The sequence below is a fragment of the Microbacterium sp. genome, from assembly GCF_035556355.1.
Taxonomy (GTDB): Bacteria; Actinomycetota; Actinomycetes; order Actinomycetales; family Microbacteriaceae; genus Microbacterium.
In genome coordinates, this window is sequence record NZ_DATMFG010000008.1 from 40500 (window position 1) to 59133 (window position 18634).

15 protein-coding genes are annotated in these 18634 nt (G+C 70.4%); 11 read left to right on the top strand and 4 right to left on the bottom strand.

Annotation, left to right across the window (positions count from 1 at the left end; translation table 11 throughout):
- Nucleotides 1-19: 19 nt before the first annotated feature.
- The 3 genes from VNR19_RS01435 to VNR19_RS01445 are packed head-to-tail and all read left to right on the top strand — an operon-like array spanning nucleotide 20 to nucleotide 5774.
- Nucleotides 20-3427 (top strand): pyruvate carboxylase, encoded by a 3408-nt coding sequence (locus VNR19_RS01435; RefSeq protein ID WP_325723306.1) that lies wholly within the window; start codon nucleotides 20-22, stop codon nucleotides 3425-3427.
- Between the two features lie 58 nt (nucleotides 3428-3485).
- The gene (locus VNR19_RS01440) at nucleotides 3486-5279 is read left to right on the top strand and encodes a MinD/ParA family ATP-binding protein (protein WP_325723184.1); all 1794 of its coding nucleotides are present in this window, start codon (nucleotides 3486-3488) and stop codon (nucleotides 5277-5279) included.
- A 3-nt stretch (nucleotides 5280-5282) separates the two neighbouring features.
- Entirely contained in the window at nucleotides 5283-5774 is a 492-nt protein-coding gene (locus tag VNR19_RS01445; RefSeq protein ID WP_325723186.1) for a peptide deformylase, read from the top strand.
- Nucleotides 5775-5885: 111 nt separating this feature from the next.
- On the opposite strand, the gene VNR19_RS01450 is transcribed toward VNR19_RS01445, so the two are convergent.
- A complete protein-coding gene (locus tag VNR19_RS01450) occupies nucleotides 5886-7712 on the bottom strand; it encodes an AMP-dependent synthetase/ligase (protein WP_325723188.1) in 1827 nt (608 codons plus the stop codon).
- Nucleotides 7713-7885: 173 nt separating this feature from the next.
- Here VNR19_RS01450 and VNR19_RS01455 point away from each other — a divergent pair, with 173 nt between their 5' ends.
- From VNR19_RS01455 to VNR19_RS01465, 3 genes are all read left to right on the top strand, one after another.
- On the top strand, nucleotides 7886-8824 hold the full coding sequence (locus tag VNR19_RS01455; protein WP_325723190.1) for an ROK family glucokinase: 939 nt from the start codon (nucleotides 7886-7888) through the stop codon (nucleotides 8822-8824).
- Nucleotides 8825-8826: 2 nt separating this feature from the next.
- Nucleotides 8827-9543: a lysophospholipid acyltransferase family protein gene (locus VNR19_RS01460; RefSeq protein WP_325723192.1), complete on the top strand. Its 717-nt coding sequence runs from the start codon at nucleotides 8827-8829 to the stop codon at nucleotides 9541-9543.
- A gap of 68 nt (nucleotides 9544-9611) precedes the next feature.
- On the top strand, nucleotides 9612-10955 hold the full coding sequence (locus tag VNR19_RS01465) for a class II 3-deoxy-7-phosphoheptulonate synthase (protein ID WP_325723194.1): 1344 nt from the start codon (nucleotides 9612-9614) through the stop codon (nucleotides 10953-10955).
- Nucleotides 10956-10994: 39 nt separating this feature from the next.
- On the opposite strand, the gene pknB is transcribed toward VNR19_RS01465, so the two are convergent.
- The gene (gene pknB, locus VNR19_RS01470) at nucleotides 10995-12938 is read right to left on the bottom strand and encodes a Stk1 family PASTA domain-containing Ser/Thr kinase (protein WP_325723196.1); all 1944 of its coding nucleotides are present in this window, start codon (nucleotides 12936-12938) and stop codon (nucleotides 10995-10997) included.
- A gap of 58 nt (nucleotides 12939-12996) precedes the next feature.
- Nucleotides 12997-14172: a LysM peptidoglycan-binding domain-containing protein gene (locus tag VNR19_RS01475; protein ID WP_325723198.1), complete on the bottom strand. Its 1176-nt coding sequence runs from the start codon at nucleotides 14170-14172 to the stop codon at nucleotides 12997-12999.
- Between the two features lie 242 nt (nucleotides 14173-14414).
- Here VNR19_RS01475 and VNR19_RS01480 point away from each other — a divergent pair, with 242 nt between their 5' ends.
- On the top strand, nucleotides 14415-14765 hold the full coding sequence (locus VNR19_RS01480; protein WP_325723200.1) for an Rv2175c family DNA-binding protein: 351 nt from the start codon (nucleotides 14415-14417) through the stop codon (nucleotides 14763-14765).
- Here the strand turns inward: VNR19_RS01480 and VNR19_RS01485 are convergent, their stop codons facing one another.
- The gene (locus VNR19_RS01485) at nucleotides 14766-15869 is read right to left on the bottom strand and encodes a polyprenyl synthetase family protein (protein WP_325723202.1); all 1104 of its coding nucleotides are present in this window, start codon (nucleotides 15867-15869) and stop codon (nucleotides 14766-14768) included. It lies immediately after the preceding gene.
- A 65-nt stretch (nucleotides 15870-15934) separates the two neighbouring features.
- On the opposite strand from VNR19_RS01485, the gene VNR19_RS01490 reads away from it, so the two are divergent.
- The 4 genes from VNR19_RS01490 (at nucleotide 15935) to ftsL (ending at nucleotide 18631) form a co-directional block, all read left to right on the top strand.
- Entirely contained in the window at nucleotides 15935-16306 is a 372-nt protein-coding gene (locus tag VNR19_RS01490; protein WP_325723204.1) for an SCO2097 family morphological protein, read from the top strand.
- Between the two features lie 183 nt (nucleotides 16307-16489).
- Nucleotides 16490-16921: a division/cell wall cluster transcriptional repressor MraZ gene (mraZ, locus tag VNR19_RS01495; protein WP_325723308.1), complete on the top strand. Its 432-nt coding sequence runs from the start codon at nucleotides 16490-16492 to the stop codon at nucleotides 16919-16921.
- Nucleotides 16922-17027: 106 nt separating this feature from the next.
- Entirely contained in the window at nucleotides 17028-17999 is a 972-nt protein-coding gene (gene rsmH, locus VNR19_RS01500) for a 16S rRNA (cytosine(1402)-N(4))-methyltransferase RsmH (protein ID WP_325723206.1), read from the top strand.
- Complete coding sequence (ftsL, locus tag VNR19_RS01505; RefSeq protein ID WP_325723208.1) at nucleotides 17996-18631, top strand: cell division protein FtsL; 636 nt, start codon at nucleotides 17996-17998, stop codon at nucleotides 18629-18631. Before rsmH ends, ftsL begins: the two co-directional genes overlap by 4 nt.
- The last annotated feature ends 3 nt before the right edge of the window (nucleotides 18632-18634 follow it).

Genomic DNA, 18634 nt, shown 5'->3' on the forward strand with positions numbered 1-18634 from the left:
GATCCTGCGCGAGGTGCGAATGTTCAAGAAGATCCTTGTTGCCAATCGAGGTGAGATCGCCATCCGGGCTTTCCGCGCGGCTTTCGAGCTCGGCGCGAGGACCGTCGCGGTGTTCCCGTTCGAGGACCGAGGGTCGCTGCACCGGCAGAAAGCAGACGAATCGTACGAGATCGGCGAGCGCGGGCATCCGGTGCGTGCATACCTCGACGTCGACGAGATCATCCGCGTCGCACTCAAGTCCGGGGCCGACGCGATCTATCCCGGCTACGGCTTCCTCTCCGAGAACCCCGAGCTCGCCGCGAAGGCCGCCGAGAACGGCATCACCTTCATCGGACCGCCCGCGAAGGTGCTCGAGATGGCGGGCAACAAGGTGACGGCGAAGGAGCACGCGGTCGCGGCGGGCGTGCCCGTGCTGCGATCGACGGATGCCTCGGACGACGTCGACGCCCTCGTCGCCCAGGCGGAGGGGATCGGCTTCCCCATCTTCGTGAAGGCCGTCGCCGGAGGCGGTGGGCGCGGGATGCGGCGCGTCGAGACCGCCGACGACCTGCCGCCCGCCATCGCCGAGGCGATGCGCGAGGCGGGCGCGGCGTTCGGCGACCCGCGCGTCTTCCTCGAACAGGCGGTCGTGCGTCCGCGGCACATCGAAGTGCAGATCCTGGCGGATGCCACCGGCGAGACGGTCCACCTCTTCGAACGCGACTGCTCGGTGCAGCGCCGCCACCAGAAGGTCATCGAGATCGCGCCCGCGCCGAACCTCGATCCCGCCATCCGCGACGCGCTCCACGCGCACGCCGTGGCGTTCGCGAAGTCGATCGGCTACGTCAACGCGGGCACCGTCGAGTTCCTGCTCGAGACCGCCGGCCCGCGCACGGGCGAGGTCGTCTTCATCGAGATGAACCCGCGCATCCAGGTCGAGCACACCGTCACCGAAGAGGTGACGGACGTCGACCTCGTGCAGTCGCAGATGCGGATCGCGGCCGGCGAGACCCTCGCCGATCTGGGCCTCCACCAGGAGAGCATCCAGCTCCGCGGCGCGGCGCTCCAGTGCCGCATCACGACGGAGGACCCCGCGCAGGGTTTCCGCCCCGACACGGGACGCATCACCACCTATCGCTCGCCCGGCGGCGCCGGCATCCGTCTCGACGGCGGCACGACCGCCGCGGGCTCGCAGATCAGCCCGCACTTCGACTCGATGCTCTCCAAGCTCACGTGCCGGGGCCGCGACTTCCCGGCGGCGGTCGCCCGCGCGAAGCGCGCGCTGGCCGAGTTCCGCATCCGCGGCGTCGCGACGAACATCCCCTTCCTGCGCGCGGTGCTCGACGAGCCCGCCTTCGTCGAGGGAGACGTCAGCACGTCGTTCATCGACGAGCGGCCGCAGCTGCTCACGAGTCATCCGTCCCGCGACCGGGCCACGAAGCTCCTAAACTGGCTGGCCGACGTCACCGTCAACCGGCCGTACGGCGAGAAGCCCATCATGGTGTCGCCGGGCAGCAAGCTGCCCGACATCGACCTCACGACGCCGATCCCCGCCGGCAACCTCGAGCGCCTGCGCGAGCTCGGTCCCGCCGGATTCGCGAAGGCCCTCCGCGACCAGACGGCGCTCGCGGTCACCGAGACGACGTACCGCGACGCGCACCAGTCGCTGCTCGCGACGCGCGTGCGCACGCGTGACCTCGTGCGGGCCGGCGCGCACGTCGCCCGGATGACGCCCGAGCTCTTGTCGATCGAGGCGTGGGGCGGCGCGACCTACGACGTCGCGCTTCGGTTCCTCGCCGAGGATCCGTGGGAGCGCCTCGAGGCGGTGCGGGAGGCGATGCCGAACATCCCGATCCAGATGCTGCTGCGCGGACGCAACACGGTCGGCTACACGCCGCGACCCGTCGAGGTGACGGATGCGTTCGTGAAGGAGGCCGCCCGCACCGGCGTCGACGTCTTCCGCATCTTCGACGCACTCAACGACGTCGACCAGATGCGCCCCGCGATCAGCGCCGTGCTCGAGACGGGCACCGCGGTCGCCGAGGTCGCCGTGTGCTACACCGCCGACCTGCTCGACCCGGCCGAGCGCCTCTACACGCTCGACTACTACCTGCGCCTGGCCGAGCAGATCGTCGAGGCGGGCGCCCACATCCTCGCGATCAAAGACATGGCGGGCCTCCTGCGTCCGGCTGCCGCGGCGAAGCTCGTCACGGCGCTGCGCGAACGATTCGACCTTCCCGTGCACCTGCACACGCACGACACCGCCGGCGGCCAGCTCGCGACCCTGCTCGCGGCGAGCGCCGCGGGAGTCGACGCGGTCGATGCTGCGGCCGCTCCGCTCGCGGGCACGACGAGCCAGCCGTCGCTGTCGGCACTGGTCGCGGCGCTCGCACACACCGAGCGCGACACGGGCGTCAGCCTCCAGGCGGTGAGCGACCTGGAGCCGTACTGGGAGGCGGTGCGCCACCTGTACCGTCCGTTCGAGTCCGGTCTTCCCGGGCCCACCGGTCGCGTCTATCACCACGAGATCCCGGGCGGGCAGCTGTCGAACCTCCGCCAGCAGGCGATCGCGCTCGGTCTCGCCGACGATTTCGAGCTCATCGAGGACATGTACGCGGCGGCCGACCGCATCCTCGGGCGCATTCCGAAGGTCACGCCCTCGTCGAAGGTCGTCGGCGACCTCGCGCTCGCGCTCGTCGCGGCGAAGGCCGACCCGGCCGACTTCGAGCAGAACCCGCAGAACTACGACATCCCCGACTCGGTCGTCGGGTTCATGGCGGGTGAGCTCGGCGATCTGCCGGGCGGCTGGCCCGAGCCCTTCCGCTCGAAGGTGCTCGCCGGCCGCAGCGTCTCGATCGACATCCCGCCGCTGAGCGCCGAGGAGCAGGAAGGTCTCGCGGGCGACGCGGCCGACCGCCGCCGCACGCTCAATCGTCTCCTGTTCCCGGGACCGGCGAGGGAGTTCGAGCACAACCGCGAGACGTACGGCGACCTCTCCGCCCTCGGCACGCCGGACTACTTCTACGGCCTCAAGCCCGGCGAAGAGCACGTCGCCGAGATCGACCCCGGCGTGCAGCTCTACGTGGGTCTGGAAGCGATCGGCGAGCCCGACGACGGCGGCATCCGCACCGTCATGACGACGCTCAACGGCCAGCTGCGCCCCGTCTACGTGCGCGACCGCTCGATCAAGGTCGAGAAGGTGGCAGCCGAGAAGGCCGACACGAGCAAGCCGGGCCAGGTGGCCGCGCCGTTCTCGGGCGTCGTGACGCTCAAGGTCGAGGTCGGCGACAAGGTCACGGCCGGTCAGCCGGTCGCGTCGATCGAGGCCATGAAGATGGAGGCGGCCATCACGGCACCCGTCTCCGGCGTCGTCGAGAGGCTCGCTTTGAGCGGTGCGCAGCAGGTCGAGGCCGGTGACCTTTTGGTCGTGATCCGTCCCGCCCAGTAGCCTGGAGGGCGCGCGATCGTACGCGCGCCTGCCCGACGCCTCCTTGGAGAAGCCCGCATTGACGCCTGAGCGACAAGACCAGACCCCCGACGACGCCGAGAACGGCGTGCTGGCCGACACCGGGAGCATCAACACGACCGGCTTCGACATCCTGGGCGGATCCACCGAGCAGGTCGAGGTGAGCTTCCCGATCGCGTCAGAGGACGACGACCTGGATGACGACGTCGTCGGCGACGAAGTCGTCATCGACGCCGACCTCCTCGGCGCCGACACGGCCGAGGCCGAGATCATCGAGACGGGCGCCGTCGACACGGCGGCGGAGCACGCAGACGAGGGCGACGACGTCATCGACGCCGAGCTCGTCGACACCGGCTCGTTCGACCCGATCACGCCCGGCGGGCACCCGATCGGCGAAACTCCTGTCGGCGAGAGTGTTGCGGATGGGGGCTCGGTCGCACAGGCTGGTGTCGCGGACGAGTTGGCTGACGGGGCCGTCGCTGAGCCGGAGGTCGATGACATGCTTGATCCTGAGATCGCATCGGATGCCGACGCCGAGCGTCCCGGTGATGAGGGACAGCCCGGCGCCGAGGCCGAGGAGAACGGCCCGACGATCGAGACCGCCGATCTGGACGCGCTGATCGCGGGCGCGATCGCGGCGCACCCGCGGGGCGAGCGCGGGCGCGAGACGGGAACGGGAACCGGCGCAACGCCGACTGCGGCGGGCGAGACAGCCGAACCCTCGCGCACGCCCAGCACGCGCGCGACGCCGTCGCCGAGCCCGGCGACCCGCTGGGAGGCGCATCACCCCGGGAATCCCGAGCGTCCCGCACGCGCGGTTGAGCGCACGCCCGCGCGGTCCGACATCTCGCTCACGTCGAAGCGGCTGGGGGAGTTCGAGGCCAACCGTGAGAGCGCCGATCTGCTCACGGCCGATCGCCTGCTCGACCCGCACCAGGTCGTCAAGCCCGAGCCCGAGGGCGTGTGGCAGCACTTCATCTACACGATCTCCGGCAAGCGCATCCACCTCGGCGACAGCAAGCGCGCCCAGGCGCGCAAGGAGCTCGACCGCCGCATCGCGGCGCCGCTTCCGGGAGGAGCGCGCTTCGTGCCCGTCGTGTCGCGCAAGGGCGGCGTCGGCAAGACGACCGTCACGACGCTGCTGGGCATGGCGCTCGCCGACGCGCGCGACGACCGCATCATCGCGGTCGACGCCAACCCCGATCGCGGCACGCTCGCGGACCGCGTCTCGCGCGGGAGCGCCAAGACCGTTCGCGACCTCGTGCGCTCGCGCGGCGAGGTGAGCGGCTACGCCGACATCTCATCGATCGTCGCGCGCGACGAGACGCGCCTCGACGTACTCGCTTCCGACAGCGACCCCCGCGTGTCCGAGGCGTTCAGCGACCGCGATTACCACGACGTCGCGCGCATCGCGGCGCACTACTACTCGATCGTGCTCACCGACACCGGAACCGGCATCGTGCACTCGGTCATGAGCGCGACGCTCGACCGCGCCGACCAGCTCGTGATCGTGGCCGGCCTCAGCGTCGACGAAGCGCGTCTGGCGTCCGAGACGATCACGTGGCTCGAGACGAACGGCTACGCCGAGCGCGTGCGCAACGCCGTGGTCGTCCTGAACCACGCGCGCCCGGGCGCCCCGATCGTGCGCGCCGATGAGCTCGAGGCGCACTTCCGCTCGCGCGTGCGTGCGGTCGTGCAGATTCCGTACGACCCGCACATCGCGGCCGGGAGCGCTATCGCGTTCCGCGACCTGCAGCCGGCCACGCGCCTTGCCGCGCGCGAGCTCGCGGCGACGGTCGTCGAAGGACTCCGCGCCCTCGCGGTCGCCGCCTGATCGATGACGGTCCGGCCCATCCGCCTCTTCGGCGACCCTGTGCTCAAGGCGCCGGCGGCGCCTGTCGACGGCATCGACGAGGGCGTGCGCGCGCTCGTGCAAGATCTGCTCGACACGGTCGAGCTCCCCGGACGCGCGGGTGTCGCGGCGCCCCAGATCGGGGTGGGCACACGCGCCTTCAGCTACAACATCGACGGCGACATCGGCTACGTCCTCAACCCCGTGCTCGTCGAAGTGCGGGGCGAGCCCGAGCTCATGGGCGAGGGCTGCCTCTCGGTGCCGGGACTCTGGCATGAGACACCGCGGCACCCGTACGCGAAGGTCGTCGGCATCGACCTCGACGGCAACGAGGTCGTCATCGAGGGGGAGGGGCTCATGGCGCAGGCGCTGCAGCACGAGACCGACCACCTCGACGGCAAGCTCTACCTCGACCGACTGCCGCCCGAGACGCGGCGCGTCGCGATGCGTCAAGTCCGCGAGAGCGACTGGTTCTGACGCGATACCGGATGCGGCGACGCCGGCTCCACCGCGACATCCGCTCCGACGCGAGAGCGAGAGCGAGGGCCCGAGGCATCCGCCCCGGGTCCTCGCTCTTCGCCGTCTCGACTACTTGAGCGACACGTTCGACGTGTTGACCGGCGCCGCGTAGATCTCCTCGATCTCGTCCGCGAAGTCGGCCAGGATCACGTTGCGCTTGATGCTCATCTTGGGCGTCAGGTGACCGCTCGCCTCAGTCCACTCGGTGGAGAGGATCGTGAACTTGCGGATCGACTCGGCGCGCGAGACGCGCTTGTTCGCCTCGTCGATCGCCCGCTGCACCTCGGCGCGCACGGCGCCGTTCGCAGCGGCCTCGGCCAGCGACATGTCGGCCGGCAGCTGGTTGTTCGCCAGCCACGTCGGCAGCATCTCGGGATCGAGCGTCACGAGCGCCGAGATGAACGGCCTCTGGTCGCCGACCACGACGACCTGCCCGACGATCGGGTTGGCGCGGATCGGGTCTTCCAGCGCGGCCGGGGCGACGTTCTTGCCGCCCGCCGTGACGATGATCTCCTTCTTGCGGCCCGTGATCGTGAGGAAGCCCTCCTCGTCGAACGAGCCGAGGTCACCCGTCTTGAACCAGTCGCCGTCGAACGCGGCGGCCGTCGCCTCGGGGTTGCGCCAGTACTCCTTGAAGACGTTGATGCCGCGCACCTCGATCTCGCCGTCCTCGGCGAGGCGGATGCCGACGCCCGGGAGCACCGGGCCGACCGTGCCGATCTTCGACTTCGTCGGGAGGTTGACCGTCGCCGGAGCCGTCGTCTCGGTGAGGCCGTAGCCCTCGAGGATCACGACGCCGAGGCTGTGGAAGAAGTGGCCGAGGCGCTCGCCGAGCGGGGCCGAGCCCGAGATCGCGTACACGACGTTGCCGCCCATGGCCGTGCGCAGCTTGGAGTACACCAGCTTGTCGAACAGCTTGAACTTGATGCGCGTGCCCAGCGGGACCTTGCGACCCTCCTGCTGCAGCTTCGAGTGCTCGATCGCGGTGTGCGCGGCGGCGCGGAAGATCTTGCCCTTGCCACCAGCCTCGGCCTTCTGCTCGGCCGAGTTGTACACCTTCTCGAACACGCGCGGCACCGCGAGCAGGAACGTCGGCTTGAAGGAGCCGAGCGCCGGCAGGAGCTGCTTCGTGTCGGGTTGGTGGCCCGTCTTGACACCCGCGTGGACGTTCAGGATCGAGATGAACCGTGCGAACACATGGGCCGTCGTGATGAACAGCAGCGTCGACGCACCCGGGTACTCGACGACCTCGCGCAGGGCCTTCGCGGAGTTGCGCGACAGCTCGACGAAGTTGCTGTGCGTGAGGACGCAGCCCTTCGGGCGGCCGGTCGACCCGGACGTGTAGATCAGCGTCGCGATGTCGGAGCCGTTCGCGATGTTGCGGCGCCGCTCGATCTCTTCGTCGGTGACGTCCTTTCCCTGCTCGATGAGCTTGTCGAGGTCGCCGCGGTGCATCTCCCACACGGAGCGGATGAGCGGCACGTCGGCGCGCACCTCGTCGAGGCGCGCCGCATGGTCGGGGGACTCGACGATGCATGCGACGGCACCCGAGTCGGTGAGGATCCACTGGATCTGCGAAGCGGAGCTCGTCTCGTAGATCGGCACCATGACCGCGCCCGCGAAGAAGAGCGCGAAGTCGACGAGCGTCCAGTCGTAGGTCGTGCGCGCGACGAAGCCGACCTTGTCGCCGGGCTCGATGCCCGCCGCGACGAAGCCCTTCGCGAGCGCGATGACCTGGCGGTGGAACTCGGCCGTGGTGATGTCACGCCAGCCCTCGCCTTCGGGGACGGCGAACAGCGCCCGGTCGGGCGTCGCCTTCAGACGTTCGACGAGAAGGTCAGTGACGTTCGCCTGTGGATCGGCGGGAACGATCGCTGGGACTTCGAATTGGACCACGGCAGCTCCTTCGGTACCGGCAATGAAATGTTCGGGTGAATGGGACGAGTTTAGTCGCCCATGCTGTGCACGACATGCGCTTGTGGAAGGTGACATGCGGGGCCGGTTTCGAGCGGCCTCGCGCGGATAGACTTCAAGGCGCCGTCGCGAGCGCGTCGGCTGAAAGGACACTGGTGCTCAACGTCGGGATCGACATCGGCGGGACGAAGATCGCCGGAGGCGTCGTCGACGCCGACGGCGCGATCCTCGAGAAGGTCCGCGTCGAGACGCCCGCCGACACGGGGGCGCTTGCGAGCGCGGTCGCCGACATGGCGAATCACTTCATCGAGCACCACGACGTGTCCGCCGTCGGCGTCGCCGCGGCCGGGTTCATCGACAAGACGCACTCGGTGGTCATCCACGCCCCGAACATCGCGTGGCACGACTACCCGCTGCGCGAGATCCTCCAGCGCGACATCCCGCTTCCCGTCTCGATCGAGAATGACGCGAACGCGGCAGGCTGGGCGGAGTTCCGATTCGGCGCCGGGCGCGACGTCGACGACATGGTCATGCTCACGCTCGGCACGGGAGTGGGCGGCGCCGTCATGGTCGACGGCGAGCTGTTCCGGGGCGGTCACGGCATCGCGGGCGAGCTGGGTCACGTCCGCTTCATCCGCGACGGGCTCCCGTGCGGATGCGGGCAGAACGGATGCCTCGAGCAGTACGCCTCCGGACGCGCACTGCAGCGCGAGGCGAACGCGATCGCCGACGAGGGCAGCGAGCGGGGGAGAGCCCTCGCGGAGCTGCGCGAGCAGAAGGGCACGATCTCGGGCCCCGCGGTCTCACGCCTCGTGCTCGCGGGAGACGAAGGGGCACGCGAGGCTCTGCTGCGGGTCGCGACTGCGCTCGGCGAGGCGTGCGGCGGATTCCAGGCCGTCCTCGACCCTGAGCTGTTCGTGATCGGCGGGGGCGTCGCCCAACTCGGCGAGACGCTGCTCGAGCCCGTGCGCCTCGCGTACGAGACGGCCCTGCCCGGCTACGGCGACCGACCCGTCGCGGAGTTCGCGATCGCGAGGCTCGGCAACGACGCGGGCCTCATCGGGGCGGCGGATCTCGCGGGGCGCGAGGTGTAGCGATGTTCTACTGGCTGATGAAGTACGTGGTGATCGGACCGATCGTCAAGGCGATCTTCCGCCCGTGGATCATCGGTCGCCGCAACATCCCGTCCGAGGGCGCTGCGATCCTCGCGAGCAACCACCTGTCGTTCGTGGACTCGATCTTCCTGCCGCTCATGATCGACCGACCCGTCGCGTTCCTCGCCAAGAGCGACTACTTCACCGGGCGGGGCATCAAAGGCTGGGCCACGCGCATGTTCTTCAAGGCGACGGGCCAGCTGCCGATCGACCGCTCGGGCGGCCAGGCATCCGAGGCCTCGCTCAACACCGGCCTGCAGGTGCTCGGGCGGGGCGACCTGCTGGGCATCTACCCGGAGGGCACGCGCAGCCCCGACGGCAAGCTCTACCGCGGCCGCACGGGCATCGCGCGCATGGCGCTCGAGGCGCACGTGCCGGTCATCCCGGTGGTCATGGTCGACACCGACACGATGATGCCGATCGGCACGCGCATCCCGCGCGTCGTGCGAGTGGGTGTGGTGATCGGCGAACCCCTCGACTTCTCGCGGTTCGCGGGGATGGAGGGCGACCGCTACATCCTGCGGTCGGTCACGGACGAGATCATGGTGGCCCTCCAGCGGCTCGGCGAGCAGGAGTACGAGGACGTCTACGCCTCGACGGTCAAGGACCGGCTCAAGAAGCCGTCGAAGGACGGGTCGAAGGCGGATGCCGCGTCCTGACGCGCAGCACTCCCGCCAGGCGGTGACGGACGGAGCTGGTGCGCACCGCGCGCCGATACAATTGGCGGATGCTCCAGCACCTCGACGCCCTCGACCACTGGCGGACTCTGCCCATCAAGCAGCAGCCCGTGTGGCCCGACGCCGAGGCGGTGGCCGCGGCATCCGCTGAGCTCGCCACCCTCCCGCCCCTCGTCTTCGCGGGCGAGGTCGACCAGCTGCGCGACAAGCTCGCGCGCGCGGCGGCGGGCAAGGCGTTCCTCCTGCAGGGCGGCGACTGCGCCGAGACGTTCGCGGGGGCCACCGCCGACCAGATCCGCAACCGCATCAAGACCGTGCTGCAGATGGCGGTCGTGCTGACGTATGGCGCGTCGATGCCGGTCGTGAAGATGGGGCGCATGGCGGGGCAGTTCGCCAAGCCGCGCTCGAGCGACACCGAGACGCGCGGCGACGTGACGCTTCCCGCGTACCGCGGCGACATCGTCAACGGCTACGACTTCACCGAGAAGTCGCGCGAGGCCGACCCGTCGCGGCTGCTGAAGGGCTACCACACCGCCGCTTCGACCATCAACCTCATCCGCGCCTTCACGCAGGGCGGTTTCGCCGACCTGCGCGAGGTGCACTCGTGGAACAAGGGCTTCGCGCAGAACCCGGCGAACGCGCGGTACGAGCGCCTCGCGAACGAGATCGACCGTGCGATCAAGTTCATGGAGGCGGCAGGTGCCGACTTCGACGAGCTCAAGCGCGTCGAGTTCTACACGGGCCACGAGGGCCTGCTGATGGACTACGAGCGTCCGCTCACGCGCATCGACTCGCGCACGGGCACGCCGTACAACACGTCGGCGCACTTCCTGTGGATCGGCGAGCGCACGCGCGACCTCGACGGCGCGCACGTCGACTACTTCTCGAAGATCCGCAACCCGATCGGCGTGAAGCTCGGCCCCACCACGACGCCCGAGACGGTGCTCGCCCTCATCGACAAGCTCGACCCCGAGCGCGAGCCGGGCCGCCTCACGTTCATCACGCGCATGGGCGCCGGCAAGATCCGCGACGCGCTGCCGCCGCTGCTCCAGGCCGTGAAGGACTCGGGCGCGGAGCCGCTGTGGGTCACCGACCCGATGCACGGCAACGGCATCACGACCCCGACGGGCTACAAGACGCGTCGCTTCGACGACGTCGTCGACGAGGTGCGCGGCTTCTTCGAGGCGCACCGCGCGGTCGGGACGTTCCCGGGCGGCATCCACGTCGAGCTCACCGGCGACGACGTCACCGAGTGTCTCGGCGGCTCCGAGATGATCGACGAAGAGACGCTCGCGACGCGCTACGAGTCGCTGTGCGACCCGCGACTGAACCACATGCAGTCGCTCGAGCTCGCGTTTCTGGTGGCCGAGGAGCTCGAGAACCACAAGCGGTGACCGACGGATGCCTCGGCCGAAGCATCCGTGGCGCCCGTGTCAGCCCGACGCCGTGATCTGCAGGTAGACGCGCGTACCCTTGACGCGCATCTCGCCGGGAGCGGGGTCGGTTCCGGTCACGCGCGTGAGCGAGTTCGGGAACGCCGCCCAGAACACGGCGTAGTCCACCTGGAACCCGGCGCCCTCGAGTGTCGCGATCGCCTCGTCGCGCGTGAGATCCTGCACGTCCGGGATCGGGAACAGCGGCGGGCCCGTCGAGACGACGAGCGTCACGGTGTCGCCGGGACGCAGCCAGCCGCCGTCCTCGCGGCCGAGGACGCGGATGACATCGCCCGCCGCGATCTCCTCGCTCGTCTCGGTCTGGGACTCCTCTGCCACCAGGAGGCGCACACCCTCGAGCGTGCGGCGGGCGGAGTCCTCGCTCTCGCCGACCACGTCGGGAACGGGCCCGAGTGACACCCACAGCGTCGCGCCATCGCCCTCGTGGGCCGTGCAGCCCTCACCGCACGCGTACGGCTCGCCCACGCGCGGATTGAGCATCGTCCCGACGACGGCGCCTTGGGGAGCGCCGGTGAAGAACTCCTCGTTCTCCTCGTCGGGCGTGATCCCGAGATCCTCGAGGATTCTTCGCGCGTCGGTCTCGGTGAGGTCGATGAGCCGTTCCACGGTGACCTCCGCCGGCCCGAGCGACACGATCACGCGGACCTCGGATTCCTTCTCGACGCGCGCCCCCACGGGTGGCTCGCTGCGGATCACGAGTCCAGGGTCGACGTCGAGGCTGTTCTCGCCCTCTTCGATTGCGACGAGCGACTCGGCGGCGAGGAGCTGCTCCGCCTCGGCGAACGTGCGGCCTGTGACGTCGGGCACCGCGACGAGCGATCCGGGGCCCGACCCGAACCACCACCCGGTCGCGCCGGCGAGCCCGGCGAGGAGCAGGACGAGCGCGATGAGCCAGCCGCCCTTCGCGGCGCGGCGCTTGGTGGCACGGCGCAGGCGTGTCGCGTTGTCGACGGTCTCGACGGGGCTGGTCGTGTGCCCGGTCGTCGAGGGGAGCACCGCGGTGAGCTCACCCGAGTCGATGACATCGTCGGCGATCACGCCGGTCGCCGCCGAGCGCGTGGTGGTCTGCGGTGTGATGCCGAGCTCGCGCTCGATCTCGCGCAGCCGGTCGAGCATGACCTGCGCGTCGGTGGGGCGGTCGTCAGGCGTCTTCTCGGTCGCCCACAGCACGAGCTCGTCGAGCTGCTCGGGCACGCCGGGATTCTTGACGCTGGGGCGCGGCACCGAGTCGGTCGCGTGCTGGTACGCGATCTGCATCGGCTGCTCGCCCTTGTACGGCTGCTCGCCGGTGAGCATCTCGTAGAGCATGATGCCGAGCGCGTAGATGTCGCTGCGGGCGTCGGCGGTGCCGCGCGTCACGAGCTCGGGCGCGAGGTAGGCGATCGTGCCGAGCAGCTGCGATCCGGTCGCGGTGTTCGCGGTCGTCGCGCGGGCGAGCCCGAAGTCGCCGATCTTGATGCGGCCGTCCTCCGCGAGAAGCACGTTCTCGGGCTTGACGTCGCGGTGCACGATGCCCGCGCGGTGGGCGGCGGCCAGGCCCGACAGCACCGCGTCCATGACCGAGATCGTCTGGGGCACCGTGAGACGCCGCTGCTCGCGGAGCAGCTCGCGCAGGGTGATGCCCGGCAGGTACTCCATGACGAGGTACGCCATCTCGCCGTCCTGGCCCTGGTCGAACACGTTGACGACGTGCGGATCGGCGAGGCGGGCGGCGGCACGAGCCTCCTGGATGAACCGGCTCTGGAAGACGGTGTCGTCGCTCAGGTGGCTGTGCATGACCTTCAGCGCGACGCGGCGCTCGAGCCGCAGGTCGGTGGCGACGTAGACCGTCGCCATGCCGCCGCGCGCGATGCGCGCGCGAACCCGGTATCGACCGTCGACGAGACGGCCGATCAGCGGGTCCACCTGCTGGCTCGTGCTCACGGGAGAAGTCTACGGACGCCGTGAGAGCAGCCCGGGCAGCGGCGCACCCGCGCGACCGTCAGCCGAGGGCCGCGAGCCAGGCGTGAGCGGGCTGCTCCCACCTCGCATAACGATCCGGATACGCCGATGCCTGCACCGCCTGCGCCGCCTGCGCGAAGCTCATGCCCTCCCACCCGGGGATGTCGAGCAGTCCGCGCGTGCGCGTTCCGTTGGGATCGCCCGGACCGCCGAAGAACGCGCGTGTGGCCCGTGCGGGATCGAGCACCTCCGCTGCGGTGCCCCATCCGGCGCTCGGCCGCTGCTGGAACAGACCGAGCGAGTCCCGGTCGCCCCAGTCGAGATTGCGCAGCCACGACTCCTGCATCGCGGCGCCGAGCGCGATCGCGATGCCGCGGTCGGGCACGCCCAGCTCGCGACCGATCCGGATGATGAGCTGCGCGTTGGCGACCTGCTCCGCATCGAGGCCGGGCACGGCCGGCGCCGCCGTCGGGATCGTGATGATCTGGCCCGGGTAGATGATGCTCGACCAGGTGAGACCGTTGGCCGACAGCACGGATGCCGTCGACACTCCGTGCCGCCGGGCGATCGCCGAGATGGTGTCGCCTGCCTGGATCGTGTACGACGTGCCCGGCCGTGCGGGTGCGGGCGCCGGAGTGGGCGCGGGAGCGGGGGAGGGAGCCGCGGTGGCTGTCGATCCGCCCGCGGGGATCTTCACGACCTGGCCGGGGTAGATGATGCTCGACCAGCTGAGGCCGTTCGCCGCGAGCACCGCGGTCGTCGAGACGCCGTGCCGCCGTGCGATCGCGGAGATCGTGTCGCCCGCGCGAACCGTGTAGGTCGTGCCCGACGGCGCGGGGGCCGGGGCGGGGGCGGATGCCGCGCCCGACGTCAGCCGCAGCACTTGGCCGGGGTAGATGATGCTCGACCAGCCGAGACCGTTGATCGCGAGCACATCCGCCGTCCGCAGGCCGTGGCGCGCCGCGATGGCGCTCACCGTGTCGCCGCGCTGGACGACGTACGTCTCCGGGACCCCGTTCGAGGCGGGAGCGGGAGCGGAAGCGGCGGCTGCGGGAGCCGCGGGCAGGCGCACCGCGGCGGGAGCCGCGACGGCGGTCATGCCCGCGGGCCGTGCAGGACCGAGGCCCCCTGCTTCGACGGGGTCGAGGTGCGGCATCCGCGTCGGCGTCTCCGCCCTCGTCTCGGCGGCCTGCGCGGGCGCGGCCGAGAGCACCATGGCGATGGAGCCCGCTATCGCGGCGCCGCCCGCCGCGGCGCGGCGTCGGCGGAGCGCGGCGCGGCCCTCCGGAAAAGCTGTCGAACCATTCTCCTGTCGCAAGAGATCCCCCCTCTGTCGACTTGGAAAACGCTGTCACGAATGGGAACAGGTGTCAACAGGTGTGCTCTCACGTGACGGTTGTGAACAATGTGACGAATGTGGCAGGAGCAGCCCCGCCACGTGGATGAGATAGTTGCTTCGTGACCGCAGATTCCGTGCCGCGCATCGAGACCGATTGGCTGACGCTTCCCGAACTCGTCGAGGTCCTGGGCGAGCCGCTCGGGCGCGTTCATCGCCTCCTGGACGAATCGCATCTCATCGGCTCGCGCCGTCACGGGCCGCTCAAAGTGCCGTCGGTCTTCATCGTCGACGGTCGTCCGCTCTCGTCGCTGCGGGGAACCGTGATCGTGCTTCACGATGCCGGATTCTCCGACGACGAGGTGATCGACTGGCTCCTCACGAGTGAGGACTCGATCGGGACGGCTCCCATCGAGGCGCTCCGCGCCGGACGCAAGAGCGAGGTGCGGCGGGTCGCGCAGGCTCTCGCGTAATCAGCGCGTACGCACGGTCGCGGCGCGCGCGAGATCGCGCAGCTCGCCGACGGCGGTGTTCCCGAGGCGCGCGCCCGACAGCGCGCGGTCGGCGTCGCGCGCGTAATCCGCGATGAGCTGCTCCACGCGGTCGAGCGCACCGCTGTCGACGATCGTGCGCTGGAGCGACGCGATCTGGTCGTCGTCGAGCCCCGGATCTCCGATGAGCTCGTCGACGATCCTGCGCGCCGACGGCGGAAGCGCCGCGCGCGCGTACGCGATGAGCACGGTGCGCTTGCCCTCGCGCAGGTCGTCGCCGGAGGGCTTGCCCGTCTCGGCACTGTCGCCGAAGACGCCGAGCACATCGTCGCGCAGCTGGAACGCCATGCCGAGCGGATGCCCGAACGCCGCCAGGGCCGCGCGCTGGGCGTCGTCGCCGCCGGCGATCGCCGCCCCGATGACGAGGGGCTGCTGAACGCTGTAGCGCGCGGATTTGAAGGAGGCGACACGCAGGGCGCGGTCGGCGTGACGGTCGTCGGGCTCGCTCGCGTAGGCCGACTCCTCGGCGATGTCGAGGAACTGCCCCATCGTGACGTCACGTCGCATGGTGGCGTACTCCGCGCGGGCGCGGGCGGCACGCGCGGCGTCGAGCTGCGCGAGCGCTTCTTCGAAGAGGTCGTCGCTCCACGCGACGAGCAGATCCCCGAGCAGCACGGCGGCCGAGCGACCGAAGGCCGCGGCGTCGCCGGTCCACCCCGCGTCGCGGTGCGCACGCTCGAGGGCGCGGTGTGCGGACGGGCGCCCTCGGCGCGTGTCGGAGTTGTCGATGAGGTCGTCGTGCACGAGGGCGGCCGCGTGGAAGACCTCGAGGGCGGCCGCAGCGGTCGTCGCGGCATCCGTGATCTCGGACGCCGAGGAAGACGAGACGGATGCCTCCTCCACTGCCCTCCACCCGGCGATGCAGAAGCGCCCGCGGAGCCCTTTTCCGCCTCGCAGGGTCGACGCGGCGACGTCGACGAGGAGGGCCGCTTCGTCGCCCATCCGCGCGGTGCTCGAGCGCTGACCCGTGACGAAGGTGTCGAGTCGCTGGGAAACCGCCTCGACCGGGTCGCTCTGGGGTGACACGGGCCTAGCCTAGTGATCCCAGCGCCGCGTAGAATCGACGCCATAGAGCCCAAAGAGGGGGATGCATGCCACTCTCCGAACAGGAGCAGCGTCTGCTCGACGAGATGGAACGCCATCTCATGCGCAACGACGCCGATGTCGTGAGCGCGCGCGGAGGCGGCCGTTCCCTGAGCTATCGCAACATCGTGCTGGGCACCGTCCTGGTGCTCATCGGCCTCGGCGGCCTCATCGCCGGAGTCTCGGTTCCGCTCGTCATCGTGGGCGTGATCGGATTCGTCGTCATGCTGGGGGGCGTCATCCTCGCGGTGACTCCGACCCGGGGCGGAGGAGCGACCACCGCCACCGCCGGACCGGCCCATGAGCGCAAGCCGAAGTCGTCGTCGTCCTTCATGGACCGGATGAACGACCGCTGGGACCGCCGGCAGGGGGAACGCTGATCCGCAACCGCTGAAACCGCATCCGAGCACCGACCCATGAGGTCGGTGCTTTTTTTGTTCCTCCGCAGGCCTTTTCTCCGCTCCCTCGGCGCGCCGGGGTGCGTGTGGGTTACGAAGTGGAGGGAAGTGGAGTAAAGTGGCGGACAACCTGGTGGGGGCCGGACGTGAGGGGGTGAAGTGTCGATGCTTCTTGGCACGCACACTCCCAAGCTCGACGACAAAGGGCGCGTCATCCTCCCCGCCAAGTTCCGCGACGACCTCGGCTCGGGAGTCGTGGTCACCCGGGGGCAGGAGCGCTGCCTGTACGTGTTCAGCAGCGAGGAGTTCGAGCGGATCCACGAGCGCATCCGCGAGGCCCCGCTCTCGAACAAGCAGGCCCGCGACTTCCTCCGCATGTTCCTCTCGGGCGCGAGCGCCGAGAAGCCCGACAGCCAGAACCGCATAACGATCCCCCCTCCGCTGCGCGCCTACGCAGGCCTCGAGCGCGACCTCGTCGTCACCGGCGTGGGCGCACACGCCGAGATCTGGAACGCCGATGCGTGGAACGCCTACCTCGAAGGCAACGAAGAGACCTACGCCGAGATGGAGCAGGAGGTGATCCCGGGCCTGTTCTGAAGGCCCTCGGTCCTGACTCCCAGCCGCTGCCGCCCTGGCGCACCTTCCCCGGTGCCAGGTCGAAGCGGATGGGGATCAGGGCCGAGGGACGAGGCCGTCCGACATCATGGACCTCCGCGACATCCACACCCCCGTCATGCTCGAGCGCTGCATCGAGCTGCTCGCGCCCGCCCTCGAGGGCCCCGACGCGGTGCTCGTCGACGCCACGCTCGGGATGGGCGGTCACACCGAGGCCTTCCTCGACCGGTTCCCGGCGCTCCACGTCATCGGCCTCGACCGCGACACCGAGGCGCTGCGCATCGCGGGCGATCGCCTGGCCCCCTTCGGCGATCGCGTCACACTCGTGCACACGGTGTACGACGGCATCGCCGACGCGGTCGCCTCGACGGGCCGCAGTGATGTGAACGGCATCCTGTTCGACCTCGGCGTCTCGTCGCTCCAGCTCGACGAGGCGGAGCGGGGCTTCGCCTACGCGCAGGACGCGCCGCTGGACATGCGCATGGACCAGTCGTCCGGGACGACGGCCGCCGACATCCTCGCCACGTACAGCGAGGGTGAGCTGCGGCGCATCTTCGAGCGCTACGGCGAGGAGAAGCTCTCGGCCCGCTACGCGCGAGCCATCGTGGCCGCGCGCGCCGAGGCCCCGATCGAGCGATCGGGGCGACTCGTCGAGATCCTCACGAAGGCGACGCCGTACTCGGCGCAGCGGACGGGGCATCCGGCCAAACGCGTGTTCCAGGCACTGCGCATAGAGGTCAATCGCGAGCTGTCCGTGCTCGAGCGGGCGATCCCGGCGGCGCTGAACATGCTCGCCGTAGGCGGTCGGATCGTCGTGCTCTCGTACCAGTCGCTCGAGGACCGCCTCGTCAAGCGCGCGCTCGCCGAGGCATCCGCGTCGACGGCGCCCCCCGGCCTTCCCGTCGAGCTGCCCGAGCACGCTCCGCGCTTCCGGCTCCTCGTGAGGGGCGCCGAGCAGGCGACAGAAGAGGAGCGGGCGCGCAACCCGCGCGCGACGCCCGTGCGTCTGCGCGCCGCCGAGCGGATCCGACCCGACCACGCGAAGGAGGCGAACGCATGAACGCCGCGCCCAGCGCCGAGATCCTCGGCATGACGCCGGCCGCCGCGGCGGTCGCCGCCGCAGCGCCGCTGCCCGAACGGCAGTCGCCCGGCCGTCGCCTGCACGTCGTCGACACGCCTGCCCGGCGCCGCCGTCGCCCGAAGCTCGTCTACGGCATCGTCGCGGTGATCGGCGCGCTCGCGATCGGCGCCGCCCAGATGGTCCTGTCGATCCTCATGACACAGGGCTCGTACGAGCTGTCGAAGCTCAACGAGGAGCAGCGGGCGCTCACGTACCAGAAGCAGATCCTGGAGGACGACATCGCGGGCCTGAGCTCGCCGCAGTTCCTCGCCGCGAACGCGACGGCGCTCGGCATGGTGATCGACGAAGCGCCGTCCTACCTGCGCCTGAGCGACGGCGCGCTGCTCGGACCGGGACAGGTGTCGTTCGGCAGGTCGTCGATCGACGCGCTCGGGCGCGCCGCCGTGCCGAACGCGCTCGTCGAGGACACACCGCTGGTCACCGACCCGGACGCGACGATCGAAGGACGCACGGTGGTCGAGACGGATGCCGGCACCGACGCCGGCGACGGCGGAGTCGTGAACACCCCGCCCGCGCTGACCGACGGCCTGCCCATCCCGGAGACACACTGAGCA